The organism is Caballeronia sp. LZ029 (genome assembly GCF_031451275.1).
Taxonomy (GTDB): Bacteria; Pseudomonadota; Gammaproteobacteria; order Burkholderiales; family Burkholderiaceae; genus Caballeronia; species Caballeronia jiangsuensis.
Map to the genome: position 1 here is coordinate 727,866 of NZ_JARUXO010000002.1, position 23,200 is coordinate 751,065.

The window sequence follows — 23,200 nt, forward strand, 5'->3', positions numbered from 1 at the left end:
CGCATCGAACGAAAAGCGCATAATTCGAACTTCATCCATTCGATTTTCGAAAGCGACTTTAAGCCGATGAAACATCACGATCTGCAAACCGACTGGCTCAAGTGCTTCGTCGCCGTCGTCGACGCGGGGTCGCTGTCGAGCGCGGCCAGTGAAGTGCACCGCTCGCAATCGGCGGTGAGCATGCAGTTGAAGAAACTCGAAAGCGCGCTGGGGCTGCGGCTCGTCGAGCGCGGCTCGCGCACGCTCGCGCTGACTCACGACGGACAGACGCTGCTCGGCTATGCGCGGCGCATCCTCGATCTGCACGCCGAAGCTCAGATCGCGCTACAGGGCGAGCAACTCACCGGCCGCGTGCGGCTCGGCGTGCCCGACGACTACGCCGCAAAGTATCTGACGCCCGTGCTCAAACGCTTTGCGCCGCGCCACAGCGGCGTCGAAATCGAGCTGATCTGCGAACAATCGACGTCGCTCATTCCGCGTGTCGCGAATGGCGAGCTCGACATCGCGCTCGTGTCGCGCGACCACGGCCGGCGTGGCACGTCGCTCTTTCATGAGCCGTTGGTCTGGGTCGGCGCCGCGCAGTTCGAGTTATGGCGGCGCGATCCGTTGCCGATCGCCGTCTACGAAAGCACGAGCCTCGCGCGGCGCAGTGCGATTCATTCGCTCGCGCAACAAGGACGCCGATACAAGGTGGTCTATAACAGTTCGAGTCTCGCCGGACAGATCGCCGCAGTGGAAAGCGGCCTGGCCGTGGCGGCACTGACGCAATGCAGCGCGCCCGAACATCTGCGGATTCTGGGCCGCGAAGAAGGTCTCGGGCCGCTCGAACCGATGGAAGTCGCCGTGTACCGCAGCCGCGATTCGCGCGGCTCCAAAGCCGTCGATAGTCTGCACAGCCTGCTCGTGAAGACGCTGCGGCAATCCGCGTCAGTCTGAGCGATGCCGATGTGACGCGATGCCCTCGATCTCGACGAGCAGATCGCTGCGGCAAATATCGACCTTCAGATAGCGAACGCTCGCGTCCGGATGAAACGTGGCCTGCGCCAGCTTCATCACGCGCGGCAGATCCGCCGCATGCCGGTAGTACACCTTGATCTGGTCGAGTTCGCGCAGCGTATATCCGCCTCGCGAACCCTGCGCTTGCAGATTCTCCGCGCCGATCAGGTGCGCGATATTGCCGGTCGCCACGCTCCACTGCTTGTCGAGATCGCCTTCGTGCACGGTCTCGTGTCCGAGAATGCTGGCCGTGCCGGATACGAAGAGCGTGTCGCCCAATTGCGTGCCGCGCGCGAAGCTCGGCGATTTCGGACCGTAACGCTGCGGATATTCGTAAGCGGGTGTCTGTCGCGAGTTCTCGATATGCCGCATCGGACTCTCGCGGCACGCCAGAAAATGGAAGCCGACGCCATCGCCCCATGTACCGATGCCCGTCGCCGCCGGCATGCCCGACGCGTGAGCATAGTCCTGCTCGAATGCGACAGCGCGCCCACGGCAGAAATCGCGATACACCTCGAGCCCTTCCTGATTCGCGCCGTTGATGTGCGGAATGAAGTTCCACATGCGGAAAATCTTCGGGAACGCCAGTTCGCCAACGAGCGCGAACGCATCGCCGTAGGCCTCGCGCGTGGCTTCGGTGTAGCGGTCGGAAACGGGGATGAAGCCCGCGCAAAACAGGAACTCGTCGTCGTGCGCGAAGACGAGATCGTTGAAGCTGCCGCTGCGGATCGGTCCGGCGCTCGTCCAGATTTCGGCGAAGCCGTCGCGCGCGTCATCGCACATCCTGAGGCGCAGCGTGGGCACGCCGTTCTCGATGCACGGCGCGCCGCTCGTATCGCCGAAGACGATGCGAGCGAGTACGTCGTTGCCACATGGCGCGTCGGCGGCGATGAAGCGGGACGCGATCGTCGCGGTCATCGATTATTCATCGGCCTGATCGCCGAACAGGTCCGCGGTCGCGACCCGATCCTGCAAGGGCGGCAACGCGCCGCTGCGCACCTGTTCGAGGACGGCCGGCGGCAGCCAGGTTTCTTCCATGGCGCTGATGCCGTTCTCGATCATCTGCTGGAGGAAGAACGATTGCTTGCGCCCCGTCACTTCCGCCAAGAGTCGCAGCCGTTGCTCGAATTGTGGATCGACCCGCACTGCGACCACCTTCAGCTTGTTTTCGGCGGTCCTTCTCACTGCATGCTCCTGTCACGTTCGTTGCGCGCCGCAAGCGGGCGCGCGCATGCGGTGCTTATACCACAGCTCATCTACGGCACGACCGTGCGCGGCGATGAAGCACGTGCGTGCTACCATCGAAACGGCGTATCGCTCGCGTCCGACGAGGCCCGCGCACGCCTTACACTGCGTCATGAACGAATCAGAAGAACACTCCGGACTCGGCACCGCAGAGCCGTTGCCTTCCCTTCCTCCGCTCGACTTTCGCGCCGCGCGCAGGCGGCTCTTCGCCGCGCTCATCGCGTCCATCGTCATCCCGTTCGCGTTTTTCTGTCTGTACGGCTACTACACCTATGAACGCGCGCTCAGCGAAACGGGCCAGTCGCTCGAACGGCTGGTGCGCATCATCGACGAAAAGGCGAACACGGTGCTCAGCATCAACCGCGAGCTGATTGCGCGTATCGAAGAGATGCTCCGCAGCGGCGACGAGGACTTCATCGCGCGCAGCCAGCCCGAGCTGCACGACAAGCTCGCGCGTCTCGCACAGAGCCATGCGCAGATCGCCGCGCTGTCCGTGCTCGACAGTCACGGCAGGCTCATCCTAAGCAGCCGATTTTTTCCGGCGCCGAACGTGTCCATCGCTGATCGCGCCGATTTCATCGCGACGCGCGACACGCACGCGACGTTCCACGTCTCCATGCCCGAGCGCGGGCGCGTGAAAAACACCGACATCATCAATACGCTGAGCGCGCGCTTCGCGAACGACGGGCGCTTTCTCGGCGAGATTTCGATCTCCGTGCGGCGCGATTATCTGATCGGCTTCTATCGCGAACTCGCCGCGCGCGATCCGGCTCTCACGCTCGCGCTGCATCGCGACGACGGCGCCGTGCTCGCGCGTTATCCGCCGGCGTCCGTGCCCAATCCGCCCGATCGCCATCTCGTGCTCGCCGACGCGTTCGCGCAAGGCAAGCCCGCGGGCCTCATGCGTTACGTGTCGCCGCTCGATAACGACGAAAAGCTCTCCGCCTGGCGGCGCGTCGGCGATTATCCGGTCTATGCCGCCGCGGGCTTTTCCATTCACGACATACGGCTCGCATGGTGGCGGCGCGATGTATCGATTGCATCGATCGGGCTGATTCCGTGCATCGCGCTGTGGGTGCTGATCGGCTTCTCTCTGCGCCGCCTCAAGGCCGAAGAAGCGGCGTGGCATAACTGGCGCGGCGAGCTTGCGCTGCGCCGCTCGGCAATCGCCGCGACGAGGCGATTGCAGCGCATGGGCGCGCTCGGCACGCTGGTTGCGAACGTCGCGCACGACTTCAATAACCTGCTGATGGTCGTCACGGCCAACATGGAGATGGCGCGGCGCAAGGGCTTCAATGACCTAGAAAAAGAGGTCAGCGCAGTGGAGCGCGCATCGACCAATGCGCAATCGCTCGCGCGGCGTCTCCTGAGCGTCGCGCGCCGTCAGCCGTTGCAGATGCAGGTCATACGGCTCGATCGCTGGATGGCGGAATCGGAGCCGCTCGTGCGCGCGTCCGTGGGCGACAAGGTGACGCTCGGCACGCGTGTACCGGATGCGACGTGGCCCGTTCGCGTCGATGCGACCGAACTGACATCGGCGCTCATCAATATCGCCGTGAATGCGAAAGACGCGATGCCCAATGGCGGCGATTTTCAGATCGCATGCAGCAACGTGCGCTACGCGGAAACGCAGGACGGCCTCGGCGCAGGCGAATATGTCGTGATCTCGTGCAGGGACAGCGGCATGGGTATGCGGCCCGATGTCGCGAGGCAGGCCTTCGAGCCGCTTTTCACCACCAAGGGCGCGGGCGCCGGCACGGGGCTCGGCCTCGCGCAAGTGCTGGCGATGGCCGAACAGGCGGGCGGCACCGCGCGCGCGAACTCGGCGTGGGGCTTCGGCACGACCATCGATATTTATTTGCCGCACTGGACCGGCGAAGCCGAAGCGCTCGCGGACGCGCCGCCTGTCGAAGCCATCGAACACGCTGCGCTTTCGTCCACCGTGCTCCTCGTGGAAGACAACGAGGAAGTCGCGGCCGGACTATGCGCCGTGCTCGACGTGCTCGGCTGGCAGACGCGTCACGCAGCATCCGGCGATGTCGCGAAGCAGATGCTCGAAGCGGGAAACGCGTTCGATCTCGTGCTCTCCGACATCCAGATGCCCGGCAATTACGACGGCATCAAGCTCGCGGAATGGATCAAGACGACGCGCCCGAAGCAGCCCGTCACGCTGATGACGGGCTACGCCGATCAGCTCGACGAAGCGCGCCGCACGGGCTTTGCGATTCTCGCGAAGCCCTTCAACATCGACGATCTTCAGCGGCTGCTCAACGGTCTCTCGATGCGCGCCGCGAAGTGAGTTCGATCATCGCGTTTCGCGCCACGCGCCGAATTGCGCGATATCTTCGAGCGACAGGCGCGCACGCGGCGCAAGCTCACGCTCGGCCAGCGACGCAGGCAGCGCGCGGGCGTCGCCATGATGCGCAATGGATATGACCGAGAGCGCCGTGAAGCGCTCCGGGATATCGAACGTTTGTTTGAGGCCGTTCGCATCGAATCCGCCCATCGCGTGCGCGGCGAGTCCCTGCGCGTGCGCCTGAAGCAAGAGCGCCATCGCGGCGGCGCCCGCATCGTAGGCCGCGCTCGCGTTGATCTCGCCTTTCGCATTCAGCGTGTCCGCGAGCACCGCGATCAACACTTGCGCATTCGCATTCCATGATCGATTGAACGGCACGAGCAATTCGAATGCGCGCGCGAAGGCATCGGCATCCTGCGCCTTCTCGAACACGATGAAGCGCCAGGGCTGCACGTTATACGCCGACGGCGCCCAGCGCGCCCCTTCCAGCAACGCGACCACCTGCGCATGCGCGACGGCGCGATCCGCATAAGCGCGCGGGCTCCATCGTCCCGCGATCAGCGGATGAATGGCGATATCGGTCGGAGCGGGTCGATGTGTCATGAATGAAATCTAATAATAATCAAGTCATAAAACGCGATGACGCGCGCCCGGATGCGTTTCGTGAAGACGCGGCCCGCGCCCGGCGAAGAGCTTTTCGCGCAACGTGCCCTCGGCATATTCGGTGCGATAACGTCCGCGATTTTGCAACTCGGGCACGACGAGATCGACGACCGATTGCAGGCTTTCCGGCATCACGAGCCTTCGCAGATTGAAACCATCGACGCCGGTTTCATCGGCCCACGCGATCAGTTGATCCGCGACCTCGCGCGGATCGCCGACGATGAACGGCCCGCGCCCGCCGATCTGATCGAAGCGCGTCATGTCGCGCGGCGTGATCGGGCGGCCCGCGCGTTTCGTGAGATTCTCGACCGTCGATTGCAGCGCGTTGCTCTTCACATAGCGAATCGGCTCGTCGATGCCGAGCGCCGCGAAGTCGATGCCCGTCCATCCCGAGACGAGCGTGAGTTGCCCGAGCACATCGACATATTCAGCGTATTCGGCGTGCAGTTCGCGCGCCTCCTTCGACGTGCGCGCGACGACCACCGTCGCGCCGAGATACAGCAGGATGTCGTCGGCGGCGCGGCCGGCATCGAGCGCATGTTGACGGATATCGCGCGCGGCCTGCGCGACGATTGCGGGCGTCTGTCCTTCGAGGAACACGCATTCGGCGTGCTTGCCCGCGAACGCCTTGCCACGTCCCGACGCGCCCGCCTGATACAGCACCGGCGTGCGCTGCGGCGACGGATCGGCGAGATTGAAGCCATCGACGCGGTAATACGGCCCCTCGTGCCGCACACGGCGAATGCGCGACGGATCGGTGTACTGACCCGTGCGCCTGTCTCGCACGACGGCGCCATCGGCCCAGCTTCCTTCCCATAGCTTGTACACGGCTTCCAGAAAGTCCTCGCCCGCCGCATAGCGTTCGTCGTGCTCGCGTGCCGTATCGAGGCCCATGCCGCGCGCCGCGCTCTCCAGATAACCGGTGACGACGTTCCATCCCGCGCGCCCGCCGGTCAGATGATCGAGCGTCGAAAAGCGCCGCGCGAACTGATACGGATGCTCATAAGTGAGGTTCGCCGTCACGCCGAAGCCGAGATGTTTCGTCGCGTACGCCATTGCGGGCACGGTCAGCATCGGATCGTGCGATGGCGATTGTGCGGCGGAATGGTGCGTCGCATCGGTGTTGCCGCCGTAGACATCGTAGATGCCGAATACATCGGCGAGAAACACGCCATCGAAGAGACCGCGCTCGGCAGTCTGCGCGAGATCGACCCAGTAGCCAAGCGTATTGTGCTCCGTCGAGCGGTCTCGCGGATGCCGCCAGAAGCCCGCCCACGAATGCGCAGGCGCGTTCATATGAAACGCGTTGAAGTGGATGTGCCTGCTCATGTGCGCAATGCGTCGCCGGATGTGCCGAAGAAAAATCATAAGAGCGATGTGCTTCGGCACAAACCAATTTACGCTGCTAAGCAAATGAACACGTTTCGCACATACGCAGCTATTCAAAGCATCGAATCGTTCGAAAGCATCGCTGAAATGATCGGTTTGTAACGACTGTGCGCGCGACGAAGATGAGCGTCTTTCCTCTGACGACGACGCGCGCGTCGTCACCGGTACGCGGCTTTATGTCGACGGCGGCGGGCCGCCCTACGCCTGATGCCATCTTCCCGACTACGCATAAAGGATTCATCGCTCATGCCTCGCTTCGTTTCTGCCGCGCAATTGCGCACACTCATCGCTCAACGTTCCGAACTCGCCGTGCTCGACGTGCGCGAGGAAGGCGTGTCGGCAAGAAGGCGTCTTTTCTATTCGTCGGTCGCGCCGGTCGGCCGGCTCGGGCTCTTGATCGAACGGCTCGTGCCACGTCGCGGCACGCCCGTCGTCCTCGTCGATACGAATGGCGAGCACACGACGCGCGCCGCCGCCCTGCTCGCGCGCTGGGGCTATACGGATGTGTCGATACTCGAAGGCGGCGTCGATGGCTGGGCGAGCGCAGGCTATGAAGTCTTCAGCGGCACCAATGTGCCCGGCAAGGCGTTCGGCGAAGCGATCGAACACGAACTCCATACACCGAACATCGACGCGGAAACACTGAAGGCGCGCCAGGACGCGGGCGACGATCTCGTCGTGCTCGACTCGCGTCCGTTCGGCGAATTCAACACGATGAACATTCCGGGCGGCATCGACTGCGCGGGCGCGGAGCTCGTCTATCGCGCGCTCGCGGCAGCGCCTTCGCCGGAGACGTTGATCGTCGTGAATTGCGCGGGCCGCACGCGCAGCATTCTCGGCGCGCAATCGCTCATCAACGCGGGCGTGCCGAATCCGGTCGCGGCGCTGACGGGCGGCTCGATGTCGTGGCTGCTCGCGGGACTCGAACTCGAACATGGCGAAATCCGCACCGCGCCGCGTCCCGACGCCGCCACGCTCGCCGCCGCGCGCGAGCTTGCAATCGCGGCCGCGCGCAAGGCCGACGTGCCGATCATCAATCGCGAGACGCTCGCCACGCTGGAGCGCGAAAAGGGCGAACGCACACTGTATCGCTTCGACGTGCGCGATCCGCTCGAATACGAAGCGGGCCATCCGCCGGGCTGGCGTTCTGCGCCGGGCGGCCAGCTCGTGCAGGCGACCGACGAATACATCGGCACATTGCACGCGCGCGTGGTGCTGCGCGACGACGATGGCGTGCGCGCCCGCATGACCGCGTCGTGGCTCAGGCAACTCGGCTATCTCGACGTGCGCGTACTCGACGACGATGCAAGCGCAGCGCTCGGCGCCGATGCCTTCGAAGCCGGTCCCGAGCCGCTCGCCGTGCGTCCGCATGGCGCGCGCACGCGCTGGATCGAGGCGGATCAGCTGCGCAAGTCGATCGAAGAAGGCACGGCGCAAGCGATCGATATCGACAATAGTCTCGCGTTCAGGCGCGGCCACGTGACGGGCGCGCGCTTCGTCGCGGCGAGCGAACTGCTCGCGCATCTCGACGACTTCCCGAACGACAAGCAACTCGTGCTCACTTCGGACGATGGCGTGCTCGCGGCTCTGGTCGCCGCCGAGCTTGCGCGCGAGAAGCCGCACATCGCCGCGCTGATCGGCGGCACGCGTCGCTGGAACGCGCTCGGGCTGCCGCTCGAATCGGGCGACGACAACAACCTCACCGGCGACGACGACGCCTGGTACAGCCCGTATCACGCCGCACCGGACCGCGTCGCCGGGCAGATGAACGCATACCTCGAATGGGAACTGCAACTCGTCGCGCAACTGGAGCGCGACGCGATCGCATCGATCGACGTGCTCGACTTCGAGACCGCCACCGCGGCGCGCAGCCACGAGCGTTTGAGCGCGCTGAAGGAGAGCGTACTGTGACGCCTGCGTTCGACGGCACGACGAGCCCCGCCGACATCGCCGGAAGCCCGCTGCACGCGGCATTTCAGCAGCCCTTGATGCTCGGCCTCTTCCTGCCGATCCAGAACGGCGGCTGGTCCATCTCGACGCTGCCGCGCGGCACCGACTGGCGCTTCGATTACAACGCGCGTCTAACGCAAAAGGCCGAAGCGCTCGGCTTCGATCTCGTGTTCGGTCTTGCGCAATGGCTCGGCAAGAACGGGCACGGCGGCACGCTCAAGTATCGCGAGCAATCGCTCGATGCGTTCATCGCGACGAGCGCGCTCGCCGCGATCACCGAGCGCATCCTGCTCATCTCGACGGTGCATGCGCTCTATGGTCCGTGGCATCCGCTGCATCTCGCGAAGTTCGGCGCGACGCTCGATCACATTTCGAACGGGCGCTGGGGCATCAATCTCGTGACCGGGCACATGGCAAACGAATGGGCGATGTTCGGCCAGCCGATGATCGAGCACGACGAGCGCTATGTGCGCGCGGCGGAGTTCGTCGGCGTGCTCGACACGCTCTGGCGCAGCGACGCGAACCTCCACATCAGGACGAAGCACTGGCAACTGAACGATGCGTTCGTGAGTCCGCGTCCGCGCTTTCATCGGCCCGTGCTGGTGAACGCGACGGGCTCGGCGGCGGGCATCGATTACGCCGTGCGGCATTCGGATCTCATCTTCATCACGAGCCCGGCGGGCGCGGATTTCAACGATGCCATCGGCGCATTGCCCGCGCATACCGCGACGATTCGCGAAGCCGCGCAACACGTGAACCGGCGCGTGCGCACGCTGATCAATCCGACCATCGTGTGCCGGCCGACCGAGCGCGAGGCGCGCGCGTATCACGATGCGATCGTCGCCCATGCCGACGAAGGCGCGCTCGATGGCTTCGTCGGCCTGCACGCGCGCAGCGATGCGAAAGCGTGGGCGAAGCACAAACGCGAGCAGCGCATTCTCGGCGGCAATCTGCATCTGATCGGTTCGCCCGAACAGATCGTCGAGCAATTGCTTGCGTTGAAGCATGCCGGATGCGACGGCGTGCAGCTCACCTTCTTCGACTTCGAACCCGATCTCGCGTATTTCGGCGATGCCGTATTGCCGCTGCTCGTCGAGGCGGGCTTGCGCAATCCGGCTTCCGCTCATCAACCGCTTCTTCATACGACATCATGAGCCACACGCGACAACTGCATCTGAACACCAACATCACCGGTGTCGGACGTCATCCCGCAGGATGGCGCACGCTCGACAATCCACGCTCGATCATCGATCTGAATTTCTTCAAGGAGATCGCCGCGACCGCCGAGCGCGGCAAGCTCGATGCCGTGTTTCTCTCCGATCTGCTCGCGCTGCGCAATCACGCCGAAGGACCGTCGCAGGCGCTGGAGCCGACCGTACTGCTGACCGCGCTCGCGGGCGCGACGAAGCATATCGGCCTGATCGGCACGGCATCGACGACCTTCAACGATCCGTTCAATCTCGCGCGGCGCTTTGCATCGGTCGATCATCTGAGCGGCGGGCGCATCGCCTTCAATGCGGTCACGACCTACGATGCCGCCGCCGCCGCGAACTTCAGCCACGACGTGCCGCTCACGACCGAGGAGCGCTATGCGCGCGCGCAGGAGTTCGTCGAAGTGGTGACGAAGCTGTGGGATAGCTGGGAAGACGAAGCCGTCATCGCCGATCAAAAGACGGGCCGCTATGCCGATCCATCCCGCGTGCATGCGATCGAGCATCGCGGGACTTACTTCTCGGTGCGCGGGCCGCTCACCGTGCCGCGCAGTCCGCAAGGGCGGCCCGTGCTCGTGCAGGCGGGCTCCTCGGAAGGAGGCCGTGCGCTTGCCGCGCGCTTCGCCGATGCCGTGTTCACCGCGCAGACGACCTTGCCCACGGCGCAGGCGTTCTATGCCGAGATGAAGGAGCGCGTGCGGGTGCATGGACGCAATCCCGATCACTTCCTGCTGTTGCCCGGCTTGTATCCGGTGATCGGCGGCACGGAGCGTGAAGCGCGCGAACGCAAGGCCGAACTCGATGCGCTGCTCGATACCGATCGTGAAGTCGCGCGTCTTGCGGGCGCGCTCGGCCTCGCGCCGGATGATCTTCATATCGATGCGCCTTTGCCTTATGAGCTCATCGCGAAGGTGAAACGTCCGGATCTCTCGCGCGGCTTCATCGATTCGACCGTTGCGCTCGCGAAGAGCGAAAGCCTCACGGTGCGCGGTCTGCTGGATCGCAATCCGGGCGCGCACCGGATCATCGTCGGCACGCCGGAGCAGATCGCCGACGATATCGCGCTCTGGTTCAACGAGCGCGGCGCGGATGGCTTCAATCTCAACGCGGACGTCTTTCCTTCCGGACTTGCGGCATTCGTCGATCATGTCGTGCCGTTGTTGCAGAAGAAGGGCATCTTCCGGCGCGACTACGAAGGCACGACTTTGCGCGAGCATCTGGGCTTGCCACGGCCCGAGAGTCAATATGCGCGCGCGGCGCGGGCGGCGTGACATGCATATCGATCTTATCCGGTCGGACAATGAAGCACGCGAAATCGCGCGCCGTCTTGCGAGCGAATTCGCCATCGATGCGCCGCGCCGTGATCGCGAGCGCCATCTGCCTTCGAACGAGGTCGAAACGTTCAGCGCGTCGGGACTGTGGGGCATCAACGTGCCGCGTGCGTTCGGCGGCGCGGATGTTTCGGTTGGCACGATCGTCGATGTGTTCGAGATCATATCGGCGGCCGATTCGTCGCTTGGACAAATTCCGCAGAATCATTTCGCCACGCTCGAACGGTTGAGGCATGACGGCACACCGAACCAGCAGGACTTCTTCTTTTCGCGCGCGCTTGCGGGAGAGCGCTTCGGCAATGCGACCGCGGAACCGGGCGACAAGCTGCCGTCGGAGCATGAGACGCGCGTGCGCCGCAGCGGAAGCGGATTCGTGCTGTCGGGGCGCAAGGTCTACTCGACGGGCGCGCTCTTCGCGCACTGGATACCGGTGGCCGCGCGTGATGACGATGGCTTGACTGTCACCGCATTCGTCGCTCGGCATGCGCGTGGCGTCGAGGTTATCGATGACTGGTCCGGCTTTGGGCAGCGCACGACGGCGAGCGGTCAGGTGCGGCTCGATAATGTCGAACTGGACGAGCTGCAGATCGTGAAGCGCGGCCGCCGTGCGAATATCGATGCGGCCAACGCGGTCTCGCAATTGATTCATGCCGCGATCGATCTGGGAATCGGACACGCGGCGCTCGACGATACGAAGCGGTTTCTGAAAGAGTTATCGCATCCGGCGCGTGGAAGCGCCGTGACCCGCGCGGTCGATGATCCGTTCTCGCTGCGTGATATCGGCGCGCTGACGGTTGAATATCATGCGGCGCAGGCGTTGACGATGCGTGCGGCGGCGCTTATCGATACGGCGCGTAGCGAAGCGGAGCGGCGCGATGTGGCTGCGGCTATCGTCGCGACGGCTGAGGCCAAGATACTCACTACGCAATTCGCGCTCGATGCGTCGAGCAAGCTTTTCGAATTGGCGGGAACGCAATCGACGCTGGAAAAGCATAACCTCGATCGGCACTGGCGCAATGCGAGAACGCATACGCTGCATGATAGCGTGCGGTGGAAGTATCACGCGGTGGGGCAGTTTGCGTTGAATGAGTTGCTTTGTGATCCGTTTAGTTATGCGCATCCGTACACGAATTTGAGTTCGTAGCGATTTTCTACGGATCACTTCTTTTCGCGTCAACAACGCCAATCGCGCAAGCTCCCTTGCGACGATCTTCTCACTCCCTTCTTTTGTTCGCCGCCTGAAAGCTGCGCGAGCCTCGAAATATCGGGCGGACGGCTTGACAAAACTCATCAGGCAATCATTGCCCAAAGCCGTCCGTTCCGCCAAAATGGCGCAGTAAAAACCAGCGACGAGTAAGTCATCTGCGAAGTAAATCGGCTGAAGACAAGCGCCTGAGAATCAGCAGGCGATGCCTTGTCTCGTTTCCGCTTCGCTCAAAACAAACAGAACCCGTCGCGATGGTGATGTCGATACGCACATGGAGATCTCGTGCGTGTTCGATCCGACCTCAAACAGCCATTACAAATTCCGAGGCAATCGCTCACATTATGACAATTTTCACCACCAGTAATATCCCGATTGTGTCGCTCATCGAAGATATCGACACGGGAAAAATCGGCCTGCCTGAGTTGCAGCGTCCGTTCGTCTGGCCGAATGTCAACGTTCGAGATCTGCTCGATTCGCTATACCGCGGTTATCCCGCTGGCTTTCTCTTGTTCGGGAAACCGGCGCGTCCGATAGCCTGAAGAACATCGGCACAGGACAAAAACAGGCAGTGCCAGATCAGGCGATCGTTGACGGTCAGCAGAGACTTACTTCGCTCTATGCGGTAATCAAGGGCGCGGAAGTGCTCCGTGCCAACTTCAAAAAGGAAAGAATCTACATCGCGTTCAACCCGCTTTCCGGCCGTTTCGACGTGACGGACGCAGCGATTCGAAAGGATCGCAACTATATTCCCGACATCTGTGCTCTCTGGACGCCAGATTTCAAATCGGGGGCATTTCGAAAGGCGTTTCTCAAGCAGCTTTCCGAAATCCGCGAACTCACCGAGGACGAGGAAGCGAAAATAGAGGACGCCATCGATCATTTGCGAAACCTTCCAAACTATCAGTTCGTAGCCCTCACACTTGCGTCATCGGTAAACGAAGAAACGATCGCTGAAGTCTTCGTTCGAATCAATGGCACGGGCAAGCCACTGAATCAGGCCGACTTCATCATGACGCTGATGTCGGTCTTCTGGGATGAAGGCCGCGCGGAACTGGAGAATTTCGCTCTGCATGCGAGTCTGCCGAGCGATGGACAGTCTTCCCCGTTCAATCACTTCATCAAGCCTTCACCGGATCAGATGCTTCGTGCAACCGTAGGCGTCGCGCTCAAGCGCGCTCGACTCGAAAATGTCTACAGTGCGCTGCGCGGCCGGGACGCCGCAACCGGCGAAGACAATCCAGAGAAACGCGATAGTCAGTTTGCGCTGATGAAGGAAGCGCAGAAGGCCGTTTTGAATCTTGGTAATTGGCATCACTTCCTTGACGCGCTCAAACTAGCAGGGTATCGCGGGCAAAAGATGATCAGCTCGGAGACCGCAATCATCTATTGCTATGTTTTGTATCTGATCGGCATCCGCGACTATGGCATCGAACGCACGGCGGTCCGCCAGGCAATCGCCGAATTCTTCTTCATGGCGGCGATGACTGGCCGCTATACCAATTCGCCCGAGACGCGTTTCGAGGCAGATCTATCGATGGTCCGGGATCTATCCGACGGTGAAGCCTTCCTCGCTCGTCTACGAGAAATTTGCCGCACGACTCTCACCAATGATTACTGGGACATCACGCTTCCGAGCCAGCTCGCGACGTCTGCCGCGCGCAGTCCCTCACTCTTCGCCTATCAAGCGGCACTCATCAAGCTCGATGCACCGGTTCTATTCAGCCCCATGAAATTGGCCGCCATGATAGATCCCGCGGTCAAAGGGTCGAAGGCCTCGCTGGAACAGCATCATCTCTTCCCCCGTGGATATCTGGAAGACGAAGGAGTCAAAGACCTCAAGCTGATCAATCAGATCGCGAATTTCGCACCTGTCGAGTGGCCGGATAACATCAAAATCGGCAAGAAGCCGCCTTCCGATTATGTTCCCGCGTTGGATGCGGCAATGTCAGGCGAACTGCGTACACGCGCCTACAAGCTTCATGCACTTCCGCCGCTATGGTGGCAAATGCCCTATAACGATTTCCTCGTCGGTCGCCGGCTCAGGATGGCGCAGGTCGTGCGTGAAGCCTGGGAATCGCTTTGCGGAACTGCGAAATCGGAGCCTGTCTCCTTGCCTTCGGTTGCCGATCTCGTCGCCGGCGGCGAAACCGGAGCGGTCGAGTTCAAGTCGACACTGCGCACTAATCTTCATACCGGGCAGGTCGACGAGAAGATTCAGTTGTCGATACTCAAGACCATTGCAGGGTTTCTGAATGCCAACGGCGGAACGTTGCTCATCGGAGTCGCAGACAATGGGGATGTTCTCGGAACGGCAGTCGATGGCTTCCCCAGCGAGGACAAGATGGGGCTGCATCTCGTGAATCTCATCAAAGATCGCATAGGCGATATCTTTCTCCCGTATGTTCACCCGCACTTCGAAGAGCAGGACGGCGAAAGTGTTCTGTCGGTCCGTTGCGAGCGCGGCCCCAAGCCAGCTTTCGTCAAGGATGGCAATCAAGCGAAGTTCTTCGTACGTGGAGGCAACGCAACTGCGGAATTAGCGGGCAACTCGATCACGGATTACGTCGCACAGCGCTTTTAGGCACGAACAAGGGCGCGCCACACGGCGCGCCCTTTTTACGATCACTTCGCCGCCACCGCCTGCGCATCGAACACCGGATTGAACTCCACATCGACCTTGATCTTGTTCTTGATATCCCCCGACCGATAAAGCGTATCCGCAATCCGCTGCTCTCTCGCGACGAGCTGCTTATCGAGCGGATAAAAAACCGATCTTCCATTCTCCGCAGAAAACTTCGCCCGCGCCGGGCTCTGCTTCATCTTCTCCAGATAGATCTTCTCCACCGCCGGCACGTTCTGCGACCACCATGTCCACGAAGTCTTCAGGCGCCCGAGAAAATCGCCCAATGCCTGACTCCTCACCGGATCGCGCAACACTTCCGTACGCGCCGTGAACACCGACAACGCCGGAATATCAAGTTCGTCGCTCTTGATGACGACACGCGCATCGCCCTTGTCGACGGTCTCCTTCACAGGACCATAGCCGCCCGAGTACACCGCGACCTGCCCCGCATTGAACGCGGACGCCGACACGTTCCCATCGCCGAACTTCACGCCCTGAAAATCCTTCGGCCGCAGATCGGCCTTGTTATACGACAGCACGTATTGCAAATAATTGAAGCCGCCAAAGTTATAGCCCCACGTCTTGCCGCGTAAGTCGGCGAGGTTCTTCACGTCGGCTTCCTTGCGCACCACCGTCACGATAGGCGGATAGCTGCTGTCGGGATTGCGCCATCCCGCGATGATCTGCAACGGAGCCGTCTCCGGCGTCCAGGCTGCGCGCGCGTTGCCCTGCTCGATGATGAGCGACGTATCGCCCATCAGCCCCACATCGAGCACTTTCGAATAGAGCGCGGAAAGCTGCGCGGCAGGCCCCGTGAGCACGGCCCATTTCACCTTGTACGGCGCGCCGTCGAGCACGTGCGATGCCTCGACGATCAGCGGCCAGGCGGCATCCTGCGTGCCGATGGTCAACGTGAGCGGTTCGTCGGCGAGCGCGGACGCCGACACGCCGAAAAGACTCGCGACAAATAGAGCGGTAAGACGTTTCCCGATGCGCATGAATGTGTAGTGAGTGAATGAAATCGTCATGCCGCTTTGCGCGGCGAATCTTGCGTGACACCGAGTTCAGCGAGCAGCCGCGTTCTGAGCGCAATGGATGCTTCGTCGCTGCGCGAGCGCGGACGCGGAAAATCGACGACCACATCCGCGCTGATCTCGCCTTGCGACAGCACGACGATACGATCCGACAGCAATATCGCCTCATCGATGTCATGCGTGACCAGCACGACCGCCGGCGTATGCGCGCGCCACAAGCGCGCGACGAGTTCATACATGCGGATGCGCGTAAGCGCATCGAGCGCGGCGAAGGGTTCATCGAGCAAGAGCAGCTTCGGTTCTCGCACGAGCGCGCGCGCCAGTGCGACGCGCTGCGCTTCGCCGCCGGAAAGCGTCTTCGGCCAGCCATCGGCGTGCGTCGCGAGGCCCACTTCATCGAGTGCGGCCAGTGCGGAAGGCTTCGCGGCGCTGAGGCGATCGTGACCGATCACGACGTTCTCCCACACGCGCTTTGCCGGCACGAGACGCGGTTCCTGAAACACGACCGAGCGCGCACCCGCGACACGCACGCGGCCGCTGTCGGCCTGATCGAGGCCTGCAAGAATGCGCAGGAGCGTCGTCTTGCCCGCGCCCGATGCGCCGAGCATCGACACGAACTGGCCGCGTCTCACGTTGAGCGATACATCCTTCAGCACCGCGCGACCGGCGAACACGCGGCTCACGCCATCGAGTTCGAGCGCGGTCTCGCGTTCGTCGCGCACGGACCTGGCGAATGCGTTATCAGGCGAGTTCAAAGCGCGGCCTCCACGGAAGAGCGAGATGTTCGAGCGCACGCATGATGAGATCGGTCACGATGCCGAGCGCCGCATACACGAGAATGCCCGCGATGATGATGTCCGCGCGCTGGTTCTGGTTCGCGTTCACGAGGATGTAGCCGATGCCGTTCTGCGCGTTGATCTGCTCCGCGACCACGAGCGCGAGCAACGCCACCGCCGACGAATAGCGCACGCCGACCAGTATCGAAGGCAGTGCCGTCGGCAGGATGATGCGCAGCGCGATCTGCCGGCTCGACAGGCCGAACACGGTCGCCGCTTCGAGCAGTTTCGGATCGACGCCGCGCACGCCTGCATAGGTGTTGAGATACATCGGGAAAATGGTGGCCGCGAGGATCACCGCGACCTTCGCGCCCTCGCCGATGCCGAACCACGTGATAAAAAGCGGAATCAGCGCGATGAACGGAATCGTGCGCAGCATCTGCAATGGCGCATCGACGATTTCCTCGCCCACACGCCACAGCCCCGCAAACAAACCCGCCAGCAAGCCGATGCCGCCGCCGATCGCAAGCCCTGTTGCCGCGCGCACGAGCGACACGCCGATCGCGCTTTGCAATTCGCCATCGGCGATCAGTTCCTTCAATGCTCCGATGATCACCGTGGGCGACGGCAAGGTTTCGGGCGCGACGAGTTGCAGCGACGATGCGAGCTGCCACAACACGATGATCGCGAGCGGCACGCCGACACGCAACGCCCGCGAGCGCAGCACGGACCATTGCAGCACGCTGCGGCGGCGCACTTCGCGTGTCGGCAGATCGATGAGCGCGCGTGGATCGACGGCGCGTGCATCGGCGCCATGCGTGCGATCAGGCGTCGTACTCGGGCCGAGCCCGAGCGCGGCGGATGGAAAGCGTGGGACGTTCATGGGCGTTCGTCGGAATCCGAAAGGAATGGAACATCCGATGGTACGGTCGCATGTGCTCGCGTCAAACGAACGCTTTGCAAGATGCTATGCGCGATTCGCGTCATTTGGATTCCAACGATCCGATAAAGGCGCGAACCGTGCATTGCTTAGCAGATTCGCTTCGTTGGCGAATGTGGCGCGCTCCCCTAACGTATGCGGATGATGTCTTGGGGATATCAGACAGCTTATTTTCAGGGAGTATCGATCTTGTCTCGATTCATTTCATCGCGCGGGCCACGGGTGGTCGGCATCGGCGGCACGACGCGGCCTCAATCATCGACCGAACGGGCACTCGCATTCGCATTGCGCGGCGCACAGGAAAGCGGCGCGAGCGTGCAGCTTTTCGGCGGCGCGTTCCTGCATAGCCTGCCGCACTATGCGCCGGAATCGCGCGAACTCACCGACGAGCAACATGAACTCATCGAGGCCGTGCGCGCGGCCGATGCGCTCATCATCGCGACGCCCGGCTATCACGGCGGCATCTCGGGCCTCGTCAAAAATGCGCTCGATACGCTGGAGGAATTGCGGCTCGATGAGCGCCCCTATCTCGACGGACGCGCGGTCGGCAGTATCGTCACGGCATATGGATGGCAGGCGGCGGGCACGGTGCTCACGTCGCTGCGCTCGATCGTGCACGCGTTGCGCGGCTGGCCGACGCCTTTCGGTGCGACGATCAATACACTGGAGACGCGCTTCGAATCAGCCGATACCTGTTCGGATCCGAAGGTCGTCGAGCAGCTTCGCACCGTGGGGAAACAGGCGTCGAGCTTCGCTCTGGCGTTCGGTGCGGTGCGTGCGGACGAGTATCACGAAGTGGAACTCGCACAGCATTGAGTCATCGATGATGAAGCTGCGCATCGTGCGCAGCTTGTCTCTTTCGTTTCAGTGCAGCGGGGATTCGCTGGGCAACTGGAACGCGTCGACGGTATAGCCCATGTTGAAATAGCCCGCGCGTGCATAGGCGGAAATATGTTCGAGCTGTTCCGCGCGCGTGGTTTCGCTGATGGCGTGCGCGTCCTGCGCCGCCGATTCCTTCGTGAAGTGCTTACGCACGCGCCCGGCCGGCGCCGATAGCGCCTGCCAATAGTGAGTCAGGAATTGCGGCATGGCTCGCCTCCTCGGTGCACGAATAGCTCAACTCTAGGCTGTCAAAATCGTTTGGACAAGCAAGGTTTTCTGCAATGCATTGCAGGGCGCACCGGATTGGCGCATGGGCCGAGTTTCAAATGATCGCGCGCATCACGTCGTACCACCCAGAATCGGATGCGACTGCCCCTCTATCGGCCGCCCGCGATTATCGGTCGGCACGAGCTGCGTCTGGAACGCGACGAAGAGCGCCTGGAACTTGCCATCCACTTCGATCATCACCGCGCCGTCCTGAAACACGCCGTTCTCGTTCGAATGGTCCTTGATATGGCTGCCCTTGCCCGGCTTCGGGTTGCCCTGATTCATGTGCGTTTCGTGCAGCCCGTCTTTGCCCGGTTCGAACAGGAAGCCGAAGCCGTAGACAGTGACTTGTTTCGCGGGCTTCCATCCGAGGCGATCGTCGCTATAAGCGGGCGTCTTGTAGACATAGTCGATGCCGCTCGACGACATATCGAGTTGCAGCATCTCGTTGAGCAGCGCGTTGATATCGTTGTGCTCGTCTTTGGTATCGAGCGGAATTGGACGCATCGCGCCGAGATCGAGAAGACGCTTGTCGTGCACGTAGTCGAGCTTAGGGAAATTCGATGTGGCGATGCCCGCAGGCAGCCTGGCGAGATCGGCGATCATCGGATGATCGAAATATTGATTCCACAGATACAGCACGAGATAGCCCGCCGGGCCCGTCAGCGAGCTGTCCGATTTCACATTGGTGACGATATTGAATGGCTTGCCATTCGTATCTTCGCCGACGATCACGTAATGCGGATCGCCCTTGTAGTTCTGGAGATAGGGAACGCCGAGCGTGACCGTGCCCTTGAAAAGAACATATTCATTGCGCGCCATGATGCTGCTCCGTGAAGTGAACGGTCATTTGATTCGACAAGTGTGACATTCCTGCGATCGAAACGTGATCCAGCGGAACACGTCTTGCTGAAACGCAATTCGGAAATGCCGCCGTCATCGAGCGCTCCACAATGAAACTGTCATTGGGTACACTAGGACCCGCCTGTACGACGCACACCGCACATTCACACGAACAGAAAAAAGTCGGAGCCAGTTTGAGGAAGCGAGCCACGGTCATCTGTCGAAAGGGCAACCGGATATTGCTGGTTGCGCGACGTCGCACCAAATGGGCGCTGCCCGGCGGCATGCTCAAGCGAGGCGAACATCTGCCGGACGCGGCGCTGCGCGAGCTCAAGGAGGAGACACGTCTCGCGGGCAAGTCGGCAAAATTTCTGTTCCACCATCGGGGTCGGCAGAAGCACCATCACGTCTTCTTCTGCGATGTGCCGAAAAGCGCGAAGGCCCGCGCGAGCAACGAGATATCGCGGTGCCGCTGGGTCCACGTTTCCGAAATCCCGCGGCTCGCCACCACCGCGCCGACCAGGCTGATCGTCAAGGCGCTCGGCGACGAAAAGCGCAAGCGCTGAGCCTTCGTCGCTCGCGGCGACGAAACCGTCAAGCGCCTTGCTGTTTCGCATCGCCATACACGACGCGCACCGCAGGCACGAACCACGCGAGACACAAACCGACGAACGCCGCCATCGCGGCCACCACCAGCCCGACGTGAATCGATTCGACGAGCGCCATGCGCGCCGAGTGCATCATCGCATCGCCCGACTGGCCCGCGGCGACGAGGCGTTCGATCAGCGCCGACTGTTCCGCACGATCGATCAGCAGATCAGGGCTCGCGAACGATTTGAGCCACTGCGTCGCCTGATACGCATCCAGCGGACGATGCACATTGCGCGCATAGAAGTGCCCGAGCAGTGCGCCCGTGATCGCGGTGCCGAGCATGCCACCGAAAATGCGCAGCGATTGCAGCAATGCCGTGACCGCGCCGATCTGATCGTGCGCGACGATCTGTTGCGAGCAGATAGTGAGATTCGTCGCGACGAGTCCGAGGCCGAGTCCGCTCGCGCCCATGCACGCCATCCACACGGCATGCGGCTCATGGCCGTTGAGCGACACGAGCGCGAGACAGCCTGCCACGCACAGCGCGAAGCCCGCATACATGAGCACGTTGGCGCGCGGAATACGGGTAACGATGCGATTGTTGAGCATGCTGCCGACGCTGGTGCCGAGCAGGAGCGGCGTGATCAGCATGCCCGAATCGTGCGGCGACATGCCGTAGCCGCCCTGAAACAGCAGCGGAATATAGAAGGCCATCGAGAAGAGCGCAAAGCCGCCGAGCACGGAGATCGCGAAGAGCGCGGCGAGCTTGCGATCGACGAGCACATCGACGGGCACGACGGGATAGCCCATGCGCTTCTCCCAGAAGTACAGCGTCGCGCCGAGCACCAGTGTGACGAGCGCAAGCACGATCGTCATGCCGCTCACGCCTTCCTTCGGCAACAGTTCGATCAGCAGTTGCAAGGCGCCGAGCGTAACCGCGACGACACGCGCGCCGAGCCAGTCGAGTTGAATTCGTCCGCGCGCCTTCAGACGATGCAGATTCGGCACGAACAACAGCACGAACATCAGCGAGACGATGCCGATAGGCACGTTGACGAAGAACACGAGCCGCCAGCCGCGCATCTGCGTGAGCATGCCGCCGAGCGTCGGGCCGATCACGTTGGCCACGCCGAACGTCGAAGTGACGAGCACGAGCCAGCGCAGACGCAGCTTCGGATCGGGAAAGAGATCGGCCACGGCGGCGAATACGGTCCCGAGCAGGATGCCGCCGCCGATGCCCTGCACGCCGCGCGCGATCACGAGAAACAACATGCTGTTCGCGAATCCGCATAGCACGGACGCCAGCGTGAACAGCACGATGGCCGCGAGCAGAAAAGGCTTGCGTCCATACAGATCGCCGAGCCGCCCGAAAATCGGAATCGTGATGACGGATGCGAGCATGTACGAGGTCGCGACCCACGCGTACAGATCGAAGCCCTTCAGTTCCGCGACGATGCGCGGCATCGCGGTGCCGACGATGGTCTGGTCGAGCGCGACCAGCATCGTGACGAAGGCGATGCCGAGCATCGCGAGCAGCGATTCGCGAAACGGCAGGCGCTGCCGTTCCGGATCGTGAACGTCAGCGAACGAGTTCATGACGGGCGCGAGCACGCAAGTTATTACGTGCTCGCGAGCGGGAGCTTACTGCCCGCCTTCCTGAATCGTCAGAACATTCTTCACGGACGTGACGCCGCTCACGCCTTTCGCGATCGACACGGCCTTGTCGATCTGCTCTGCGTCGGCGGCGTGCCCGGCGAGCGTGATCGCGCCGTTCTTCGCGATCACATCGATGCCGTTCAGATCGACGCCACCCTTCTGCATCGCCTGCGACACTTTCCTGCTGAGCGCATGGTTGGCCTTGCGGGCCGCCGATTTCGAGCTTCCGGCGCTCGCCGATGGCGCTGCGGACGGTGTCGAGGCCGCATCGCTGGTCTGGGACCATGCGTTGACGGAGAAGGCAATCGCTGATGCAACGGCGGCAAGTCTGAGCGCATTGATCGTTTTCATCGCTTGGCTCCAGGTTGGCTTCATTGACTGTGGTGGCACGAGGGCACGATGCATTCTAGTCGCGGCTTCGCCATATCGCAGGGAATCGGGCCATTCATTTCGCGAACGCGCGCAATTCCGCGGATGACAGGAAGAAATCGCCGTTGTCCGCGAGCCGTTCGATCATGAAGTCAATGAACGTTCGCACTCGAAGCGGCTGCTCCGTCCGATGCCGGTAGTAGATAAAGATCGATTCGCGCTGCGTCAGATGCCGCGTGAGCAAGGGCACGAGCCGTCCTTCGCGGATATGCGTGACCGCCGAGAAACTCCCGAGCTGGCCGATCGCGAGACCGGCGAGCACGGCGTCGGCTTCCGCATCGATATCGTTCGTGCAGAGCGCCGCCGCGATCTCGCGGTAGACGATCTCATCGCCGATCATGAATTCCCACGGCGCCTGCTTGCCCGTGTTCGCGCGGCGATAGCCGGTGCACCGATGCGACGCGAGATCGTCGACGGTACGCGGCGCGCCGTGTCGTTTCATATACGCGGGCGATGCGCACACGATGAGCTGGATCGGCAGGAGACGCCTTGCAATGGCGCCGCCGGCGGGCGCCGAGCCGCCGCGCAAACCGACATCGGCGCGTTCCTCGACGAGATCGGTGAAATGGTCGTCGAAACGCACATCGAGCTCGACGTCCGGATAGAGCGCCCCGAACGCCAGCACCGACGGCCACAACGCGCGCCCGAGCGCTTTCGGCGCGCTGATGCGCAACGGACCGGCGATATCTTCCTTTGCGCTCTTCGCATCCGCGATAGCCGATGTGAGCATCGCGAGCGCAGGCTCGACGTTCTGCAGGAGCCTTTGCCCTTCTGTATGGACCGGAGACATGGGTAACAGGTGTGTCAGGACATGGGTAACACATTTAGCTCCTTTCGCCGCGTTCCTTCAAGTCGATGGTATCGATGCGAT

The 23,200-nt window shown here is 62.3% G+C and carries 23 protein-coding genes; 11 read left to right on the plus strand and 12 right to left on the minus strand.

Annotated features, from left to right (window positions below):
* The first annotated feature begins 66 nt into the window (after window positions 1–66).
* Window positions 67–936, plus strand: a complete 870-nt coding sequence (locus QCE73_RS18140) for a LysR substrate-binding domain-containing protein (protein WP_309882781.1) — start codon at window positions 67–69, stop codon at window positions 934–936.
* Here the strand turns inward: QCE73_RS18140 and QCE73_RS18145 are convergent.
* Together QCE73_RS18145 and QCE73_RS18150 are read right to left on the minus strand one after the other, a co-directional pair.
* Window positions 928–1,914: an FkbO/Hyg5 family chorismatase gene (locus QCE73_RS18145; protein ID WP_309882783.1), complete on the minus strand. Its 987-nt coding sequence runs from the start codon at window positions 1,912–1,914 to the stop codon at window positions 928–930. The two genes, QCE73_RS18140 and QCE73_RS18145, sit on opposite strands and share 9 nt — an antisense overlap.
* A gap of 3 nt (window positions 1,915–1,917) precedes the next feature.
* Window positions 1,918–2,181: a hypothetical protein gene (locus QCE73_RS18150; RefSeq protein ID WP_035510257.1), complete on the minus strand. Its 264-nt coding sequence runs from the start codon at window positions 2,179–2,181 to the stop codon at window positions 1,918–1,920.
* A 172-nt stretch (window positions 2,182–2,353) separates the two neighbouring features.
* On the opposite strand from QCE73_RS18150, the gene QCE73_RS18155 reads away from it, so the two are divergent.
* The gene (locus QCE73_RS18155) at window positions 2,354–4,540 is read left to right on the plus strand and encodes a response regulator (RefSeq protein WP_309882785.1); all 2,187 of its coding nucleotides are present in this window, start codon (window positions 2,354–2,356) and stop codon (window positions 4,538–4,540) included.
* A 6-nt stretch (window positions 4,541–4,546) separates the two neighbouring features.
* Here QCE73_RS18155 and QCE73_RS18160 read toward each other — a convergent pair whose 3' ends face one another.
* Window positions 4,547–5,140 carry a nitroreductase family protein gene (locus tag QCE73_RS18160; protein ID WP_309882787.1) on the minus strand — a complete coding sequence of 198 codons (594 nt, stop codon included), beginning with the start codon at window positions 5,138–5,140 and terminating at the stop codon, window positions 4,547–4,549.
* A gap of 24 nt (window positions 5,141–5,164) precedes the next feature.
* Window positions 5,165–6,529, minus strand: coding sequence for an LLM class flavin-dependent oxidoreductase (locus QCE73_RS18165; protein ID WP_309882789.1), 1,365 nt, complete (start codon window positions 6,527–6,529; stop codon window positions 5,165–5,167).
* Here QCE73_RS18165 and QCE73_RS18170 point away from each other — a divergent pair.
* The 7 genes from QCE73_RS18170 (at window position 6,497) to QCE73_RS18200 (ending at window position 14,869) form a co-directional block, all read left to right on the plus strand.
* Window positions 6,497–6,691, plus strand: coding sequence for a hypothetical protein (locus tag QCE73_RS18170; RefSeq protein ID WP_309883164.1), 195 nt, complete (start codon window positions 6,497–6,499; stop codon window positions 6,689–6,691). The genes QCE73_RS18165 and QCE73_RS18170 overlap by 33 nt on opposite strands.
* 144 nt (window positions 6,692–6,835) lie before the next feature.
* On the plus strand, window positions 6,836–8,500 hold the full coding sequence (locus QCE73_RS18175) for a rhodanese-like domain-containing protein (protein WP_309882791.1): 1,665 nt from the start codon (window positions 6,836–6,838) through the stop codon (window positions 8,498–8,500).
* Window positions 8,497–9,693 (plus strand): LLM class flavin-dependent oxidoreductase, encoded by a 1,197-nt coding sequence (locus tag QCE73_RS18180; protein ID WP_309882793.1) that lies wholly within the window; start codon window positions 8,497–8,499, stop codon window positions 9,691–9,693. The genes QCE73_RS18175 and QCE73_RS18180 overlap by 4 nt, the downstream gene beginning before the upstream one ends.
* Window positions 9,690–11,021, plus strand: a complete 1,332-nt coding sequence (locus tag QCE73_RS18185; protein ID WP_309882795.1) for an LLM class flavin-dependent oxidoreductase — start codon at window positions 9,690–9,692, stop codon at window positions 11,019–11,021. The genes QCE73_RS18180 and QCE73_RS18185 overlap by 4 nt, the downstream gene beginning before the upstream one ends.
* Window position 11,022: 1 nt before the next feature.
* Window positions 11,023–12,225 (plus strand): SfnB family sulfur acquisition oxidoreductase, encoded by a 1,203-nt coding sequence (locus QCE73_RS18190; protein WP_309882797.1) that lies wholly within the window; start codon window positions 11,023–11,025, stop codon window positions 12,223–12,225.
* Window positions 12,226–12,629: 404 nt separating this feature from the next.
* Window positions 12,630–12,827, plus strand: a complete 198-nt coding sequence (locus tag QCE73_RS18195; RefSeq protein ID WP_309882799.1) for a DUF262 domain-containing protein — start codon at window positions 12,630–12,632, stop codon at window positions 12,825–12,827.
* A gap of 29 nt (window positions 12,828–12,856) precedes the next feature.
* The gene (locus tag QCE73_RS18200; RefSeq protein WP_309882801.1) at window positions 12,857–14,869 is read left to right on the plus strand and encodes an RNA-binding domain-containing protein; all 2,013 of its coding nucleotides are present in this window, start codon (window positions 12,857–12,859) and stop codon (window positions 14,867–14,869) included.
* Window positions 14,870–14,910: 41 nt separating this feature from the next.
* Here QCE73_RS18200 and QCE73_RS18205 read toward each other — a convergent pair whose 3' ends face one another.
* Genes QCE73_RS18205 through QCE73_RS18215 form a run of 3 tightly spaced genes read right to left on the minus strand, consistent with a single transcriptional unit; the run spans window position 14,911 to window position 17,604 of the window.
* Window positions 14,911–15,939, minus strand: coding sequence for an ABC transporter substrate-binding protein (locus tag QCE73_RS18205; protein WP_309882803.1), 1,029 nt, complete (start codon window positions 15,937–15,939; stop codon window positions 14,911–14,913).
* The gene (locus QCE73_RS18210) at window positions 15,936–16,700 is read right to left on the minus strand and encodes an ABC transporter ATP-binding protein (RefSeq protein ID WP_309882805.1); all 765 of its coding nucleotides are present in this window, start codon (window positions 16,698–16,700) and stop codon (window positions 15,936–15,938) included. The genes QCE73_RS18205 and QCE73_RS18210 overlap by 4 nt, the downstream gene beginning before the upstream one ends.
* Window positions 16,687–17,604, minus strand: coding sequence for an ABC transporter permease (locus tag QCE73_RS18215; protein WP_309882807.1), 918 nt, complete (start codon window positions 17,602–17,604; stop codon window positions 16,687–16,689). Before QCE73_RS18215 ends, QCE73_RS18210 begins: the two co-directional genes overlap by 14 nt.
* 246 nt (window positions 17,605–17,850) lie before the next feature.
* On the opposite strand from QCE73_RS18215, the gene QCE73_RS18220 reads away from it, so the two are divergent.
* Window positions 17,851–18,477: an NAD(P)H-dependent oxidoreductase gene (locus tag QCE73_RS18220; protein ID WP_309882809.1), complete on the plus strand. Its 627-nt coding sequence runs from the start codon at window positions 17,851–17,853 to the stop codon at window positions 18,475–18,477.
* A 48-nt stretch (window positions 18,478–18,525) separates the two neighbouring features.
* Here QCE73_RS18220 and QCE73_RS18225 read toward each other — a convergent pair whose 3' ends face one another.
* Both QCE73_RS18225 and QCE73_RS18230 read right to left on the minus strand, forming a co-directional pair.
* On the minus strand, window positions 18,526–18,750 hold the full coding sequence (locus QCE73_RS18225; protein WP_035510280.1) for a hypothetical protein: 225 nt from the start codon (window positions 18,748–18,750) through the stop codon (window positions 18,526–18,528).
* A gap of 132 nt (window positions 18,751–18,882) precedes the next feature.
* Window positions 18,883–19,632, minus strand: coding sequence for a DUF2278 family protein (locus QCE73_RS18230; protein ID WP_309882812.1), 750 nt, complete (start codon window positions 19,630–19,632; stop codon window positions 18,883–18,885).
* 215 nt (window positions 19,633–19,847) lie between these two features.
* Here QCE73_RS18230 and QCE73_RS18235 point away from each other — a divergent pair, with 215 nt between their 5' ends.
* Window positions 19,848–20,219: an NUDIX hydrolase gene (locus QCE73_RS18235; protein WP_035510283.1), complete on the plus strand. Its 372-nt coding sequence runs from the start codon at window positions 19,848–19,850 to the stop codon at window positions 20,217–20,219.
* Window positions 20,220–20,247: 28 nt separating this feature from the next.
* On the opposite strand, the gene QCE73_RS18240 is transcribed toward QCE73_RS18235, so the two are convergent.
* The 3 genes from QCE73_RS18240 to QCE73_RS18250 form a co-directional block, all read right to left on the minus strand.
* Window positions 20,248–21,840, minus strand: coding sequence for an MFS transporter (locus tag QCE73_RS18240; RefSeq protein WP_309882815.1), 1,593 nt, complete (start codon window positions 21,838–21,840; stop codon window positions 20,248–20,250).
* A 45-nt stretch (window positions 21,841–21,885) separates the two neighbouring features.
* On the minus strand, window positions 21,886–22,251 hold the full coding sequence (locus tag QCE73_RS18245) for a BON domain-containing protein (protein ID WP_309882818.1): 366 nt from the start codon (window positions 22,249–22,251) through the stop codon (window positions 21,886–21,888).
* Between the two features lie 94 nt (window positions 22,252–22,345).
* Entirely contained in the window at window positions 22,346–23,119 is a 774-nt protein-coding gene (locus tag QCE73_RS18250; RefSeq protein WP_309882820.1) for a substrate binding domain-containing protein, read from the minus strand.
* Between the last annotated feature and the right edge of the window lie 81 nt (window positions 23,120–23,200).

Excerpts from the sequence above, each read along its gene's own strand:
- QCE73_RS18140 (WP_309882781.1), top strand. The coding sequence starts at position 67 with ATGAAACATCACGATCTGCAAACCGACTGGCTCAAGTGCTTCGTCGCC.
- QCE73_RS18155 (WP_309882785.1), top strand. The coding sequence starts at position 2,354 with ATGAACGAATCAGAAGAACACTCCGGACTCGGCACCGCAGAGCCGTTG.
- QCE73_RS18185 (WP_309882795.1), top strand. The coding sequence starts at position 9,690 with ATGAGCCACACGCGACAACTGCATCTGAACACCAACATCACCGGTGTC.
- QCE73_RS18245 (WP_309882818.1), bottom strand. The coding sequence starts at position 22,251 with ATGAAAACGATCAATGCGCTCAGACTTGCCGCCGTTGCATCAGCGATT.
- QCE73_RS18230 (WP_309882812.1), bottom strand. The coding sequence starts at position 19,632 with ATGGCGCGCAATGAATATGTTCTTTTCAAGGGCACGGTCACGCTCGGC.
- QCE73_RS18145 (WP_309882783.1), bottom strand. The coding sequence starts at position 1,914 with ATGACCGCGACGATCGCGTCCCGCTTCATCGCCGCCGACGCGCCATGT.
- QCE73_RS18190 (WP_309882797.1), top strand. The coding sequence starts at position 11,023 with ATGCATATCGATCTTATCCGGTCGGACAATGAAGCACGCGAAATCGCG.
- QCE73_RS18205 (WP_309882803.1), bottom strand. The coding sequence starts at position 15,939 with ATGACGATTTCATTCACTCACTACACATTCATGCGCATCGGGAAACGT.
- QCE73_RS18165 (WP_309882789.1), bottom strand. The coding sequence starts at position 6,529 with ATGAGCAGGCACATCCACTTCAACGCGTTTCATATGAACGCGCCTGCG.
- QCE73_RS18175 (WP_309882791.1), top strand. The coding sequence starts at position 6,836 with ATGCCTCGCTTCGTTTCTGCCGCGCAATTGCGCACACTCATCGCTCAA.
- QCE73_RS18170 (WP_309883164.1), top strand. The coding sequence starts at position 6,497 with ATGAAACGCGTTGAAGTGGATGTGCCTGCTCATGTGCGCAATGCGTCG.
- QCE73_RS18250 (WP_309882820.1), bottom strand. The coding sequence starts at position 23,119 with ATGTCTCCGGTCCATACAGAAGGGCAAAGGCTCCTGCAGAACGTCGAG.
- QCE73_RS18195 (WP_309882799.1), top strand. The coding sequence starts at position 12,630 with ATGACAATTTTCACCACCAGTAATATCCCGATTGTGTCGCTCATCGAA.
- QCE73_RS18225 (WP_035510280.1), bottom strand. The coding sequence starts at position 18,750 with ATGCCGCAATTCCTGACTCACTATTGGCAGGCGCTATCGGCGCCGGCC.
- QCE73_RS18160 (WP_309882787.1), bottom strand. The coding sequence starts at position 5,140 with ATGACACATCGACCCGCTCCGACCGATATCGCCATTCATCCGCTGATC.
- QCE73_RS18240 (WP_309882815.1), bottom strand. The coding sequence starts at position 21,840 with ATGAACTCGTTCGCTGACGTTCACGATCCGGAACGGCAGCGCCTGCCG.
- QCE73_RS18215 (WP_309882807.1), bottom strand. The coding sequence starts at position 17,604 with ATGAACGTCCCACGCTTTCCATCCGCCGCGCTCGGGCTCGGCCCGAGT.